The organism is Kribbella pratensis (assembly GCF_004366075.1).
Classification (GTDB): domain Bacteria; phylum Actinomycetota; class Actinomycetes; order Propionibacteriales; family Kribbellaceae; genus Kribbella; species Kribbella pratensis.
Map to the genome: position 1 here is coordinate 656,960 of NZ_SODU01000004.1, position 13,904 is coordinate 670,863.

General features: G+C 66.1%; 9 protein-coding genes. 5 read left to right on the plus strand and 4 right to left on the minus strand.

The annotated features are described in order from the left end of the window. Positions 1–2: 2 nt before the first annotated feature. Together EV137_RS35495 and EV137_RS35500 are read left to right on the plus strand one after the other, a co-directional pair. Complete coding sequence (locus EV137_RS35495) at positions 3–1,058, plus strand: glycoside hydrolase family 130 protein (protein WP_134132495.1); 1,056 nt, start codon at positions 3–5, stop codon at positions 1,056–1,058. Position 1,059: 1 nt separating this feature from the next. Then, on the plus strand, positions 1,060–2,409 hold the full coding sequence (locus tag EV137_RS35500; RefSeq protein WP_134132496.1) for a phosphomannomutase/phosphoglucomutase: 1,350 nt from the start codon (positions 1,060–1,062) through the stop codon (positions 2,407–2,409). Between the two features lie 129 nt (positions 2,410–2,538). Here the strand turns inward: EV137_RS35500 and EV137_RS35505 are convergent, their stop codons facing one another. After that, positions 2,539–3,390: an alpha/beta fold hydrolase gene (locus EV137_RS35505; protein ID WP_202871290.1), complete on the minus strand. Its 852-nt coding sequence runs from the start codon at positions 3,388–3,390 to the stop codon at positions 2,539–2,541. Positions 3,391–3,664: 274 nt separating this feature from the next. On the opposite strand from EV137_RS35505, the gene EV137_RS35510 reads away from it, so the two are divergent. Then, entirely contained in the window at positions 3,665–4,531 is an 867-nt protein-coding gene (locus EV137_RS35510; RefSeq protein ID WP_238175770.1) for a GTP-binding protein LepA, read from the plus strand. A 28-nt stretch (positions 4,532–4,559) separates the two neighbouring features. On the opposite strand, the gene EV137_RS35515 is transcribed toward EV137_RS35510, so the two are convergent. The 3 genes from EV137_RS35515 to EV137_RS35525 form a co-directional block, all read right to left on the minus strand. Then, the gene (locus tag EV137_RS35515; protein WP_134132498.1) at positions 4,560–7,355 is read right to left on the minus strand and encodes a helix-turn-helix transcriptional regulator; all 2,796 of its coding nucleotides are present in this window, start codon (positions 7,353–7,355) and stop codon (positions 4,560–4,562) included. A 178-nt stretch (positions 7,356–7,533) separates the two neighbouring features. Continuing rightward, complete coding sequence (locus tag EV137_RS35520) at positions 7,534–7,971, minus strand: cupin domain-containing protein (RefSeq protein ID WP_134012969.1); 438 nt, start codon at positions 7,969–7,971, stop codon at positions 7,534–7,536. A 144-nt stretch (positions 7,972–8,115) separates the two neighbouring features. Then, positions 8,116–10,872 carry an ATP-binding protein gene (locus EV137_RS35525; RefSeq protein ID WP_134132500.1) on the minus strand — a complete coding sequence of 919 codons (2,757 nt, stop codon included), beginning with the start codon at positions 10,870–10,872 and terminating at the stop codon, positions 8,116–8,118. 192 nt (positions 10,873–11,064) lie between these two features. Between EV137_RS35525 and EV137_RS35530 the strand changes: the two genes are divergently transcribed. Continuing rightward, positions 11,065–12,060, plus strand: coding sequence for a GlxA family transcriptional regulator (locus EV137_RS35530; protein ID WP_134012965.1), 996 nt, complete (start codon positions 11,065–11,067; stop codon positions 12,058–12,060). 231 nt (positions 12,061–12,291) lie between these two features. Continuing rightward, a complete protein-coding gene (locus EV137_RS35535) occupies positions 12,292–13,872 on the plus strand; it encodes an MFS transporter (protein WP_134132502.1) in 1,581 nt (526 codons plus the stop codon). The last annotated feature ends 32 nt before the right edge of the window (positions 13,873–13,904 follow it).

The window sequence follows — 13,904 nt, forward strand, 5'->3', positions numbered from 1 at the left end:
ACATGACCTTCCCGTACACCTTGACTCGTGTCGGCGTCCTGATGACTCCCGAGCCCGGCAACGAGCTCGAAGCCGAGGGGGTGCTGAACCCGGCCACTGGGCACACTCCGGATCGGAAAGTCCACCTCCTCCCCCGCCTGGTTGCCGCAGGCAACGTATCGCGGGTCGGGCTGGCCAGCATCTCACTGGACGACGGCGTACCTGTCGGAGTCCAGCGGGAGGGAGTCGTCCTCGCGCCCGACGAGGGCTGGGAGCGTGGGGCAAACAACGCCGGGGTCGAGGACCCGCGGGTGACCTTCCTGGCCGCACTCGGTCTCCACGTGATGACCTACGTCGCCTACGGCCCGCTCGGCCCGAAACCGGCGTTGGCCGTGTCGTCGAACCTGCGGGACTGGCGACGCCTTGGACCGTCGCATTTCGAGTACCAACCGTCACTGGACACGGATCTGAACCTGTTCCCCAACAAGGACACCGTGTTCTTCCCGCGGCCGGTGCCCGGTCCGGACGGCGAACCGTCGTACGCGATGCTGCACCGGCCGATGTGGGACCTCGGGTGGTTCCGGGAGGGCGAAGGCGTGCACTTGCCCGCCGGAGTCACCGACCAGCGGCCCGGGATCTGGGTGTCCTTCACACCCGTCGCCGAGGTCGAACGAGATGTCCGCAACCTGGTGCATCTGCGTTATCACCGGCTGGTGGCGATGCCGGAGTACCCGTTCGAGGCGCTGAAGATCGGTGCGGGACCGCCGCCGTTGTGGACGCCGGAGGGATGGCTGGTCATTCATCACGGGGTCACCGGTCGACAGCCGAAGGGCATCGACCCGACGACTCAGGAGGTCACCTACTCGGCCGGCGCACTGCTGCTCGACACCGAGGACGTGACCAAGGTCATCGACAGAACCTCCGAGCCTTTACTCATCCCCGAAACCGAAGAGGAACGGACAGGAACCGTCGCCAACGTCGTGTTCCCGACCGCCATCGAGGAAATCGAGTGTGTCCGCTACGTCTTCTACGGAATGGCCGACGCGAAGATCGGCGTCGCCCGGCTCGAGAAGGTGTGACATGCGAGACCTGAACGATCTGATCAAGGCCTACGACATCCGCGGCATCGTTCCCGATCAGCTCGACGACGACCTTGCCTACCAAGTCGGCGCGGCCTTCGCTCACCACGTCGGCGCAGAACTGATCGCGGTCGGGCACGACATGCGGGTGTCGTCCCCCGCCCTGGCAGCGGCCTTCTGCGCAGGCGTCACTAGCCGAGGCGCCGACGTACAAGCCATTGGCTTCGTATCGACAGATCTGCTCTACTTCGCCTCAGGGATGCTCAATGTCCCTGGCGCGATGCTCACCGCGAGCCACAATCCTCCGGCCTACAACGGCATCAAGATGTGCCGGGCCGGAGCGGCACCAGTTGGGCAGGACACCGGTCTTGGCGCGGTCAGGAAGCTGCTCGAGAGCGGTCTGCCCAGGTACGACGGGCCTGTCGGCCTGGTGCGCCGGCAAGACCTACTTCCGGCGTACGCCGAGCACCTCCGCGGCCTGGTTGACCTGCGGAGCAGTCGACGCCTCAAGATCGTGGTCGACGCCGGCAACGGAATGGCCGGCCGGACCGTGCCCCGCGTGCTGGATCACCCTGCCTTCGAGATCGTGCCACTGTACTTCGAGCTCGATGGGACCTTCCCCAACCACGAAGCCAATCCGATGGACCCGGCGAACCTCACCGACCTGCGGACCGGGGTCCGCGACCATCAGGCAGACATCGGCCTCGCCTTCGACGGCGACGCCGATCGTTGCTTCGTCGTCGACGAGAAGGGTGAAGCGGTCTCCCCCAACACCATCATCAGCCTGATAGCGACGCGCGAACTCGCCCGCCATCCGGCTGCGGCCATCGTCTACAACGCCATCACCAGCCGCGCGGTCGTGGAGCAGATCACCGCGCACGGTGGCCGACCGATACGCACCCGCGTCGGGCACTCGTTCATCAAGCAGGTCATGGCCGACAACGACGCCGTGTTCGGCGGCGAGCATTCCGGCCACTACTACTTCCGCGACTTCTGGTACGCCGACAGCGGCATGCTCGCGGCATTGCACGTCCTCGAAACCCTTGGACGAACAGATCAACCGCTGTCGGTGCTGACAGCCGAGTTCTCGAAGTACGTCGCCAGCGGCGAAATCAACCTGACGATCAGCGACATCCCCGCCGCTCTGGCCCGCATCGAAAGCCACTACGTGACGACCGGCGCCACCGCGGACCATCTGGACGGTCTGACGATTACCCTCTCCGACGGCGCATGGTTCAACCTGCGGCCTTCCAACACCGAACCGCTCTTGCGGCTCAACGTCGAAGCACTCGACTCGACCACGATGACCCGCCTCCGCGATGAGGTCGTCGCACTCCTCAGTTCCCCTTGACAGGTCCGTCGGACGCCGCCGACTCGAGCAGTGTCAGCATGTGGTTCGAGATAGCGCGATAGGTCTGCCGGCCTCGCGCACGCCAGGGCATCGAGTCCTGGGAACTCGATGCCCTGGTTCCACGGACCGCTAACGGACGCTCGTCGCGGCCTGCTCGATGACCCGCGTGACGGTCCTGGGTTCGGTGATCAGACCAAGATGTCCGGCGCCGAACTCCGTGACGCTGGAGCCGGCGCGTTTGGCCATGGATCGCTGGACGTCAGGCGGGATGATCTCGTCCTCGGTACCGATCAGGTACCAGGACGGGATTGTCCGCCAGGCCGGCGGACCGGACGGCTCGATACCGGCAGCGAGCGCTGGTGGTCGCTGGGAAGCTGCCACGACTGCCTTCTGATCGGCGCTCAGGCCGGCCGCGAACGACGTGAACACCACCGACTTCTTGAGGTAGAGGTCCGTAGTTGCCGTAGGCGGAAGCGTGGCCGGAACAAAGTCGAACACAGTCGTCGGATCCGGCGCCGAGAGGGCGGAGTCCGGCCCAACCACTCCAAGGGTCGTTTCGCCCTGATCTAGGGCGAACGCGTTGACGTAGACGAGCGCCCTGACATTCGGACTTCCGGTGGCCGCGTTGGTGATCACGGCGCCTCCGTATGAGTGCCCGACCAAGACGACGGGTCCGGTCATGGTGTCCAGGATCGCCCTCAAGTAGGCGGCGTCACTCGTCAATGACCGCAAGGGATTGGCAACCGCCCGCACCGGATACCCGTCGTCCTGGAGCCGCTCCACGACTCGTTGCCAACTGGATGCGTCGGCCCACACCCCATGTACGAGAACGATGGTGGGCTTTTCCACCCGGCTGTCGTGCGCGACAGCACTCAGCGAAGGAGTCAGGCTCGCGAGAATGACGACGACCACGAGCATCGCCGCGGTCACGAATCGCCGGCGGACGTGAAGGGCTACCTGTTGCAAGGGACGGCTCATCATCAATCGGTCCTGTTCCATCCGGAGGTCGACTCCGGCGCGGCCGGGTCGCCGTGGCCGGCTACCGAAGTCGAGTCGAGCGCGAATTCGCCGACTCGTCGCTAAGTCCGGACAGCCACCCGGAGTGTGACAGACCCAGCCTTGTGTCACAGAGCGGCCGCGCGGCCGGTCCTACACACCGAAGCTCGATCCTCGAATGTCCTGTGAAGGTCCCGTATACGGAGGTGAAGAGGCAATGTCGCGAATGGGTTCCGTTGCCGGACGGATCGCAGTACCCATGCGTGGTTCGCGTGCCGGGCTCCACCGATTCGTCCAGTCATTTGCCGCGGAGCATCCCCCACTGTCGCTCGCAGCAGCCGACCTCACGATCAACGATCCCGAAAGCGTCCGGCGCCAGTACGGCGGAATCTTCAGGTATCTGACCCGGGTCGAGCTCGAGGTAGAGCGCAACGTACTCGAACTGCGTGCGCTCATGCCCGATGCCACCGAAACCGACCGATTCTTCTACGAAGACGTGTGGTCACCGCAGGAGCTGCAACACGGCATCCTCCTCGATGCGGTCCAACGGCGCTTCGGGATGACGCCGGCACCACCCGACGTGGCCGGGGTGAGCGCCCGCATCAGATTGGCCGGGGTGTTGTCGCATCTGCCCGGAATGCTCGCAGTCATCCGACTGCTCTACTACTTGACAGGCGCCGCGACCGAACGGTCCGCGGTGATCGCCTACTCCCGACTGGCCGAGGGACTGCGCACAACAGGCGAGCGCGCGATCTCGGAAACCGTCATCGCACCGATCAAGCGACAAGAGCCGGGTCACTTCGCGTTCTACAGGCTCTCAGCTGAGGTGCTGGTGCACGAGGAAGGGCTCAACGACTGGCAACTCCATCTCGTCCGCATCCTGCGCAAACGGTCGTTCGATCTCGTCGGCGTGAACAACCCACGACAACGCGCGGACTTCGGCGACGTCGCTCGCGCCCTCGATTTCGACAGGGATCTCATCGCGGTCGCCCGGCAGGTGAGTCTGGTCGAACGTGAACTCCTCTGGGCGCAACACCATGGGTTGAAGGTCCCCCGCTACTTCCTGACGGCGTTCCAGGAAGCGATCGCCCTGAGCATGGTCAGGAGCGCAGGACTCGAGATTTGAGCCGACCCGCTTCGCCGCGAGATCCGGTTCAAGCGATGGGCATCACCAGGGCGTCTCTCAGCTGCCGACGGTTGCTCACGTTCAGCTTCGCGAACACCTTCCGCATGTGCCAGTCCACGGTGTGGCGGCTGATGTAGAGCTCGCCTCCGATCTCAGCGTTGGTGCGTCCGTCGGCGGCGAGACGGGCGATGTGCAACTCCTGTGCAGTGAGCTCCAACTGCGTGTCGACCGATCGCCTGTGCACCTTCTCGCCAGTGGCGGCAAGTTCGCGTCGAGCCCTTTCGGCGAACGCCTCCACACCCATCGCCGCAAATGAGGCATGCGCCTCATGAAGGACCGCACGTGCATCCACACGACGGCCCGCTCGGCGCAGCCACTCGCCGTACAGCAGATGGGCTCGTGCCAACTCGACGCGTACGCCGGTGCGGCCCAGCCGGTGGATCGCCTCTGCGTAGAGATTTTCAGCTTGGTCGCCATCGCTGATCTGTGCCCTGGATCGTGCCGCTTCGCCGAGCGACCAATCCGTTCCGCAAGCCCGGGCTGTCTCAGAGAGTAAGTCAGCGGCGGCCGCAGCAGTGGTGAGATCACCGGAACGCGCGGCCGCCTCCACCAGCTCGACGAGCGCCCAACTGCCGGGCTGCGTTTCCACGGGAAGCAGCGATACCTGCCCATCCTCGGAGTTCCCGAAGATCTCGCGACAGTGCGAGAGCGCGCCTGCGTAGTCGCCGTTGCCGTTGCACAGCATCGCGTTTGTCCAATGACTGATTGCGAGCACCAGTCCCTCGCCGCGCGCACGAGCGTTCTCGGCCGCGGCCTCGATCACCGGCGCGGCGTCTTCCTGATTCCCGCGGAACGCGGCCATACCCATGGCGCCATAAGGGTTCAGTGGGATTCCAGCGACGTCGGCCAGTGCTTCTGCCTCATCGAGCAGAGCAGCGGCGCCGACCAGATCTCCGCTGAAGAGATGCGGATAGACCACACTGTTCAGTGCAAATTGCAAAGCGATCAAGGCACCGGATTCCCGGGCGAGCTTGAGATGACGACTGGCCAACGCAGTCCACGCGACGTCATCCCATAGATCGGCGGCGACGACGCCGGCGAGCACGATGAATCGAAGCCCTTCGTCCACGGGCAGGTCGTCAGTCTCGAAAGCCTCAACGGCTCTTCTCATCACCGGCGCGGCGGCAACGAGACCGTCCTCGTGCAGCACGGCCATGCTCTTCAGCAGCAGATCGCTTCGACGCGGGTGTGCCAGAACCGGTGCGCTGCGGGCCGCCCTCGCGACCTCCAGGGCTCCGGGCTCACCCGACAACCGTCCGGCGAAAAGGGAGGCTTCGAGAGCTCCCACATAGGTATCGAGCGCAAGCTCGAGATCCAACGGCTCCAGGCGCCGAGCCGCGGCGAGCAGCAGAGGAAGAGCCTCACTTCCGCGGTTCGAGGCGAATCCGATCTGTGCCCGGACCACTTCGGCCCGAGCGCGTTGCTGCTCAGTCATAACCTCGAATTCGGCTTCTGTCAGAATGCGGAGCGCATCGCCGAGCGCTCCTGCGTGCACCATGGTCTGGGCCGCGTTGATCGCGCGGTCGGCGCGCAGGATCCCGGCGGGGGTCAGCGCGGCCGCTCGTTCCAGAAACGCCCCGGCCGCGGCAAGCCCTCCCTGGCCGACGGCCCGACCAGCCGACAGCTCCAACTCGGCGGCAACCGTCTCGTCCGGACCGGTTGTCGCATGCGCACGGTGCCAAGCCCGCCGATCCGGGTCCCGGAGTGGGTCTGTAACGTCTGCAAGCGCTTGGTGTACAGCCTTCAGATCCGCCACCTCGGCCGAGCGATACACCGCCGAGCGCACCAGCGGGTGACGGAACCTCACGGAGCCCCGAAGGCCAATGAGTCCAGAGTCCTCGGCCGGGACAGCAGCGTCCATTCCGAGGCCGAGCCGCTCGGCCGCCGCTCGCAGCAGTTGGCCATCACCAAGCGGCTCGGCCGCTGCGATCAGCAGGAGGTGCCGAGTCTGCGGTGGGAGCGCGTCAAGCTGACGGCGGAAGCCTTCCTCCAGCCTGCGAGTGAACGCCGTGGCCGGCGTCAGTTCCGGACCGAATGTCAGTTCTGTCGCCGAGTACCACCTGGGCAACTCCAGAAGCGCCAACGGATTCCCTCGGGACTCTGCCAAGATCCGCCCGCGCACACGGTCGTCCAGCGGAGTCCTCACCGCCGATTCCAGCATCGCTGCGGCGTCGGTCTCGCTCAGGCCATTGATCGCCAACTGCGGCAACCCCGCCCACATCTGGTCGCCTCCTGTTCGGGCCGCGAACACCATGACGACAGGCTCGGCGGCCAGTCGACGGGCCACGAAGGCGAGATTCTGGGCAGAGGCGTGGTCGAGCCACTGTGCATCATCGACCAGGCAAACCACGGGCTGATCACCGGCGTGTTCCGAGAGCAGGGTCAACACCGCCAGCCCGATCAAGAATCGGTCCGGCGGCTTTCCAGCGCGGATCCCGAAAGCTGTCTCGAGGGCCTCCGCCTGCGGCGTCGGCAGCCGCTCAAGACCGTCGAGAAGGGGGTTGCACAGCTGATGAACCCCGGCGAACGGAAGCTCCATCTCAGACTCGACGCCGGCGGCGCGGAGGATCCGGCAGTCGGACGCGGTGTCGACGAGGTAGTCCAGCAGCGCCGTCTTGCCGATCCCGGCCTCACCTTGCACAACGAGCACGGCACTGCGACCTGAGCGCGCCGATCGGATCAGCTCGAGGAGTGTCTCGCACTCTTCGTGTCGCCCGCGCAACCAGCGCGGAGGGCGGGCCCCGGGATGCAAGACTGCCTCCATCAGCGTTGAGAGATGCAGCCGGCCGGCCCCAGAACGAACGGCCCATACCTCACCGAGATTCTCACTCCCCCAGCGACCTGGCAAGCCCCGACGTCAACGGGACAACGGAACGCCGACCGTCATCTGATCAAGGACCGCCACGATCATCGCGTTCGCAGCGGCGGCGGCCCAACTGTGGTCAAGAACCACGAGGAGCGCGACGCGCCTCGCGCTCAGCGAGCTCGCTCTCGAGCACCAGCGCCAACATCGGTGCGCCGGGTACACACAGCATCGTGACGATGAAGCGAACCGGTATGTCACGGCGGTGATTTGCGTCCTGGTAATGGATGACGTCCCCACCAGGCTCCCAGAACGCCTCTCCCGCGTGGATGACCCGCTCGGGCAGACCTTCGAGTTCGAACAGCAACTCGCCCCCGAGCACGTAGCCGAACACGGGGCCTGCATGCCGGTGAGGCGGCGCTCCGGCGCCGCCCGGCGGGTACTCGACGACAGCGGTCGTCACATGCGCGTTCGCCGGGACAAACGCCGGCGCGACCTCCTGTAACACAGTGAGCGCGGAGCGCCACTGTGCCGACGTGGCTTCTGGTACGTCGCCGCTGAAATCGGTACTGGGCATGGAACTCCTGGATGCCTCGATCTCGATGCGGGGTGTTCCGTAAGGCGGCTGGTGGCATCCCCGACCCGCGGGCGGTGTCATCAACTAAGACCAGGTAGCCCCACAAGATGTGACACATTCCCGGCAAAACGTCGTACCGCCTCGCTAGGTCAGAGTCTCCGTACCCAGGGCAAGCCGGGTGGCGATCTCTTTGCGGGAAGCGATGCCAAGCTTCGAGTACACCTTGCGGAGGTGCCAATCCACGGTGTGCGGGCTCAGGAACAATCTGGCGCCGATCTCAGGATTCGTGAGCCCGTCGCCGGCAAGCTGAGCGATCTGCGCCTCCTGGGCAGTGAGGGCGGAGCGACTCGCGACATTGCGTTCACGTACCTTCGCCCCCGTGCCCCGGAGCGCGCGACGTGCGCGTTCGGCGAACCCGCCGGCGCCGAACTGGGTCAACATCTCATGAGCGCGCGTGAGTTGCACCCGAGCGTCCACGCGGCGGTTCTTCCGTTGCAGCCACTCGCCGTACAAGAGATGCGTACGGGCCAGAGTCACGCGAACTCGGGTCTGGGCGAGCCGATCGATTGCCTCTCGATAGAGGTCCTCGGCAGCGATGCCGTCGCTCAGGAGAGCACGCGAGTACGCCTCCACGCCGAGCGCCCAGTCGGTGTTGCTTGCCCGGGCTGCCTCCGACAGCTGCTCGAGCGCATCGCCCGCGACCTCAGGAGCGCCGCTGTGCGCAGCGGCCTCGATCAGCTCTGCCAAGGCCCATCGCGGCGCGCCGAATTCCTCCTGGTATCGGGCCGCGGCCCGGGCCGCACTCAACGCTTCCTCCCACCGGGCAAGGCCGTTGCACAGGACCGCGTGGTGACAGTTTGCGACGGTGACCCCGAGCCCCTGTCCGTGCAACGTGCCCTGGTTCACGGTGGCATCGATCAGCGCGGCTGCCTCGCGTTCGCGACCTCGAACGGCGGCCAGCGCCAGAGCTCCGAACGGCGGTTGGATTGTTCCGGTCGCCGTACTCACCGTTCGGACCTCATCGACCACCGCCGCCGCAGTCGCCAGCTCACCGGCGAAAACATGCACAACCGCGGACGAGTCGAGGGCCAGAGGAAGCTCGCTGAACGCGCCAGCGCGACGGATGATGGCCACGTGTCGAGTCGTGACCATCTGCCAGCGCTCGAGATCCCAAAGATCTGCCGCAATGACCCCGGCGAGCAAGAGCCAGCGCAGCAACTCCTGGGTCGGCAAGTCACCGGTACAGAACGACGTGAGAACCCGTTCGATCATCGGTATCGAGGCTGTGTAGCCATCCGTGAGACGCACGGCCAACGCATCCAGCAGCTCGTCGGTGGCGCGCGGCAACTGCGACGGCGGCGCACCGCGTGCAGCCGTCGCCACCTCCCGCCCACCTGGGTTCCGCGCAAGGTGACCGGAGAAGATCACCGCTGAGACCGCTTCCAAATAGGTGTCACGGGCGAGCACTACGTCGAGTTGCTCGAGCCTACGAGCTGCTGCGAGCAGCAACGGAGGAGCTTCCATGCCGCGGCCTTGCGCAAAAGCAAGTCCGGCACGCAGGACATCGATCCGAGCGCGCGTGAGCTCGTCGGGCGCATCTGCGCTCGCCGTCGCAAGGAGATCGGCCGCTGATCCGAACGACCCGGCTTGGAACTTCGCTTGTGCAGCTTCCAGCGCACGCTTCGAACGCTGGCCAGGATCTTGCGTCAGCTCTGACGCGCGCTCGAGTAACGCGGCGACCGCCACAATGCCACCCCGCGCCCGTGCCCGTACTGCGGAGCGCTCGAGCTCCGCTGCGACGTCCTCATCAGGACCGGTGGCGGCTTGCGCACGATGCCAGGCCTGCCGATCGGGATCGATGTCAGGATCGATCGATTCCGCCAACGCCCGATGCGCGGTCCGGCGGTCCTTCGAAGATGCGACGCGGTACGCCGCCGAGCGAACCAGCGGATGCCGGAACCGCACCCGTGAGTCGAGAGTCATCAGTTCCGAGGCGTTCGTGGCCGCGGCGTCCACATCGACCCCCAGACGCTCGGCTGCCCGGCGCAACAACTCGACGTTACCCACCGGTTCGGCGGCGGCGACGAACATGAGAGATCGAGTCTGGGGAGGAAGCGATTCGATCCGGCGGACGAACTCCCGCTCGATCTGCGTCGACAGTTGCCCGGCCTCCGCATCGGCGAAGCGGCCGGCCAGTTCCGTCGTGGCCCATCTGCGCGGCAGTTCGAGTAGAGCCAGCGGATTGCCTCCCGCCTCAGCGATGATGCGGTTACGCACCCACTGGTCCAGCGGATCGGTGACGGCCGCGTCCAGAAGTGCTCGGGAGTCGCGCTCGGGCAGCCCCCGCACCGGCAACTCCGGGAGACCCGCGAGCATTTCGTACGACGTGGGTTCACGGACTGCGAAGACGAGCGCGACCGACTCCGCGAGGAGCCTGCGGCCGACGAACCCCAACGTCAGTGCGGATGCATGATCCAGCCACTGCGCATCATCGACCACACAGACCAGCGGCTGGTTCCCTCCTGCATCCGCGAGCAGGCTCAGAGTGGCTAGGCCGACAAGGAACCGGTCCGGCGCAATCCCTGCGCGGAGGCCGAACGCCGCACCGAGCGCGTCTCGTTGTGGCCCCGGAAGGTGGTCCAAACCAGCGAGCAGCGAAGAACAGAGCTGGTGCAGTCCTGCATATGACAGCTCCATCTCCGACTGAATGCCGGCAACCCTCACAATCCGGCATCCGGCAGAAGCCTCCATCAGATAATTCAGCAGTTCGGTCTTGCCGATCCCCGCCTCGCCACGCAGAACCAAGGCCGCGCTGCGCCCAGCCCTGACGCCTCCCAGGAGGTCATCCAGGACCCGACACTCATCTCGCCGCCCAACCAGTCCGGCCCCCGCAGGTGCCACCGATCGAGAGTACTGCGAGCCAAGCCGACACGTCTTCGGTTCCGGCCACGATGCATCAGGTCAATGCCACCGACTCACCGCGCACAACGTCGTGACCTCCGGACGATCGCCTGAGCGTCGCTCGACATCGGTGGCCGAAATGGTGGGGCATCGGTCCTGGCGGCCAGACTGCGACATCGACAAGATCGAGGCATGTCAGGTACACGCCATGTGCTGGTGCTGGTGGTCGACGGGGTTCACTCGTTGAATGTGTTTGGCCCGCTCGAGGTGTTTCATGGTGCGTCCATCGAGGTGCCCGGGGCGTATGACGTGCTCTTGGTCGGCCCGAGCGATGGAGGAATCGTCCGAACGGACACGGGGGTCCCGCTGGGCGTCGCTCCGCTGCCTGAACCGCCGCCGCGGCATGACACGCTAGTGATTGCGGGCGCTGCGGGTATGGTCGCGGGCGTCGTCGATCCGGAGGTCGTCGACTGGGTTGCCCGAGCCTCCCGGCGCGCGCGCCGGACCGTGTCGGTTTGCACCGGCGCCTTCGTGTTGGCGTCTGCGGGTGTGCTTGATGACCGGCCGGCGGTTACTCACTGGGAGTATTGCGCGGAGCTTCAACGTCGCTTTGAGGACGTGCGAGTTGATGCCGACCCGGTGTTCATCAACGACGGCGACGTGTGGACGTCGGCCGGAAGTACGGCGGGCATCGACCTCTCGCTGGCGTTGGTGGAGCAGGACTTGGGGCCGAGGGTCGCGGTTGCGACGGCGCGCCGGCTGGTGATGTTTCTCAAGCGGCCCGGCGGCCAGTCGCAGTTCAGTCGCGCTCTGTCGGCCCAGCAGGCGGCGCGGAACGAGTTGCGGGATTTACAGGCCTGGATCACCGGTCACCTCGACGGCCACCTCACCGTCCCGGTACTCGCCGAACGCGCGGCGATGAGTGAGCGCTCGTTCACGAGAGCCTTTCAGCGTGAGATCGGGCAGAGTCCGGCGGCGTACATCGAAGATCTGCGGATCGAGCGCGCGAGGGATCTTCTCGAGGACGGTGCACACTCACTCGACCTGGTTGCGCACGCGGTTGGCTTCGCCAGCCAGGAGGTGCTGCGCCGCGCCTTCCAGCGTCGCTTGGGTGTCTCACCTTCCGCCTACCGAGACCGCTTCGGCGCTCATGGTCTGTCGGATGCCAGCGACCGCTTTCCGCCGTAGCGGCGGCTGTACCCCTCGGTAGTAGCCAGGGGGCCACGCGGCGTTTCGGCGCCGCAGAGAACCAACCCGGCCTGTGTCGCCTGCCGGCACGAGTCGTACTGCAGCGAGTCACGTGTGGCCGGTTGCTGCCCGAAATCGTCCCCAGCGCACCGCTGGTACCTCGTCCGGGAGCAGATTCCCTCTGTCCGGATGCACGTTCCGTCATGTCTTGCCTGTAGCCGAGGAGTTTCGATGAATGCTGAGGGTGCTCGTCCCCGAGCGGGGCGGCGCGAATGGGCAGGTCTGGCCGTGTTGTCGCTGCCCGCGCTGCTGATCGCGATGGACGCCAGTGTGCTCAACCTTGCCGTCCCGGCACTGAGCCGGGAGATGCGGCCCAGCAGCGTCGAAGTGCTCTGGATCCTCGACGCGTACACGTTCATGGTGGCCGGTTTCCTTGTCACGATGGGAGCTCTCGGCGATCGGATCGGCCGTAGGCGCCTACTCACGATCGGCGCGACGGGCTTCGGAACGGCTTCACTGCTCGCGGCCTACTCCGGGAATCCACAGACGCTGATCCTGGCCCGCCTGCTGCTCGGCGTGGCCGGTGCGACCCTCGCGCCGTCCACCTTGGCCCTGATCAGAAACATGTTTCAGGACTCGCAGCAGCGGGCCCTGGCGATCGGAGTGTGGGCGGCGAGCCTTTCCGCGGGCGGTGCGATCGGGCCCGTCGTCGGCGGTGCGATCCTTCAGTCCTTCCGGTGGGGCGCAGTGTTTCTGCCCGCCGTGCCAGTCATGGCCCTACTGCTCCTGACGGCACCACGCCTCATTCCCGAATACCGGGATCAGCACGCTCCACAGCTGAACGTGCTCAGCGTGGCGATCTCACTTGCCGCGGTGCTGCCTGTCGTTTACGGACTCAAGCAGGTCGCGCAGGACGGGGGAAGTTGGCCCGCTGCGGTTGCGATCCTCGCCGGAGTGCTGATGGGCGTGGCGTTCCTCCGACGCCAGCGCACGCTGAAGGACCCGCTGCTCGACACCAAGATGCTTCGCATGCCCGCTGTGAGCCTGTCGTTGCTCGCGAACTTGATCGGGTTCCTGGTGTTGTTCGGGATCTCCCTGTTCGCCGCGCAGTACCTCCAGCTCGTCCTAGGTATCGACGCGCTCCAGGCCGGGCTCTGGATGCTTCCGCTGTTCGCCGGATTCATCGTGGGCTCGCTACTCACGCCGTTGGCCAGGCGCCGCATCCGCGCGACCCCGCTCATGATCACTGGACTACTTGTCGCCACGGCAGGCTTCGCCGTGCTGACCCGGGTCGGCACAGACCGTGGTCTCGTCGTACTCGCTCTCGGCTCGGCGCTGCTGTCGGTGGGACTGGCGCCGGTGTTCACGCTCGTCACCACCATCACGGTCGAATCGGTGCCACCAAGCCGGGCAGGCTCGGCCGCAGCCATGTCCGAAACCAGCACCGAACTCGGTGCAGCGCTCGGTGTCGCCCTACTCGGGTCGGTCGGAACGGCCGTCTATCGGGCACACGTTTCCGCGGCAGCGCCGGCGGGCCTTCCGGCGAAGGTCTCGGCCGCGGCACACGACAGCCTCGGTGCCGCACTGGACGCAGCCCAAACCCTTCCCGGCGACACAGGCGCAGCGTTGGCAGACGCGGTACGAGCGGCGCTCGTCGATGCCCTGCACGCCGTATCGCTGGTCAGTGCCATCGCGCTACTCGTGCTCGCCTTCGTCGTCGGTGTGCTACTGCGGCCGCCGCGAGAAGTCGCCGACGTCGACCCCGGCGGGACCGCTGAAGCAGACCTCGCCGCGCCCGCAGACGTCAACTGATCAACCGAAATCCAGGCGTCCCGTCCGGGGAA

Bases quoted from the DNA above. Each gene is read 5' to 3' on its own strand.
- EV137_RS35495 (WP_134132495.1), top strand. From the start codon at position 3: ATGACCTTCCCGTACACCTTGACTCGTGTCGGCGTCCTGATGACTCCC.
- EV137_RS35500 (WP_134132496.1), top strand. From the start codon at position 1,060: ATGCGAGACCTGAACGATCTGATCAAGGCCTACGACATCCGCGGCATC.
- EV137_RS35505 (WP_202871290.1), bottom strand. From the start codon at position 3,390: ATGATGAGCCGTCCCTTGCAACAGGTAGCCCTTCACGTCCGCCGGCGA.
- EV137_RS35510 (WP_238175770.1), top strand. From the start codon at position 3,665: ATGCGTGGTTCGCGTGCCGGGCTCCACCGATTCGTCCAGTCATTTGCC.
- EV137_RS35515 (WP_134132498.1), bottom strand. From the start codon at position 7,355: ATGGAGGCAGTCTTGCATCCCGGGGCCCGCCCTCCGCGCTGGTTGCGC.
- EV137_RS35520 (WP_134012969.1), bottom strand. From the start codon at position 7,971: ATGCCCAGTACCGATTTCAGCGGCGACGTACCAGAAGCCACGTCGGCA.
- EV137_RS35530 (WP_134012965.1), top strand. From the start codon at position 11,065: ATGTCAGGTACACGCCATGTGCTGGTGCTGGTGGTCGACGGGGTTCAC.
- EV137_RS35535 (WP_134132502.1), top strand. From the start codon at position 12,292: ATGAATGCTGAGGGTGCTCGTCCCCGAGCGGGGCGGCGCGAATGGGCA.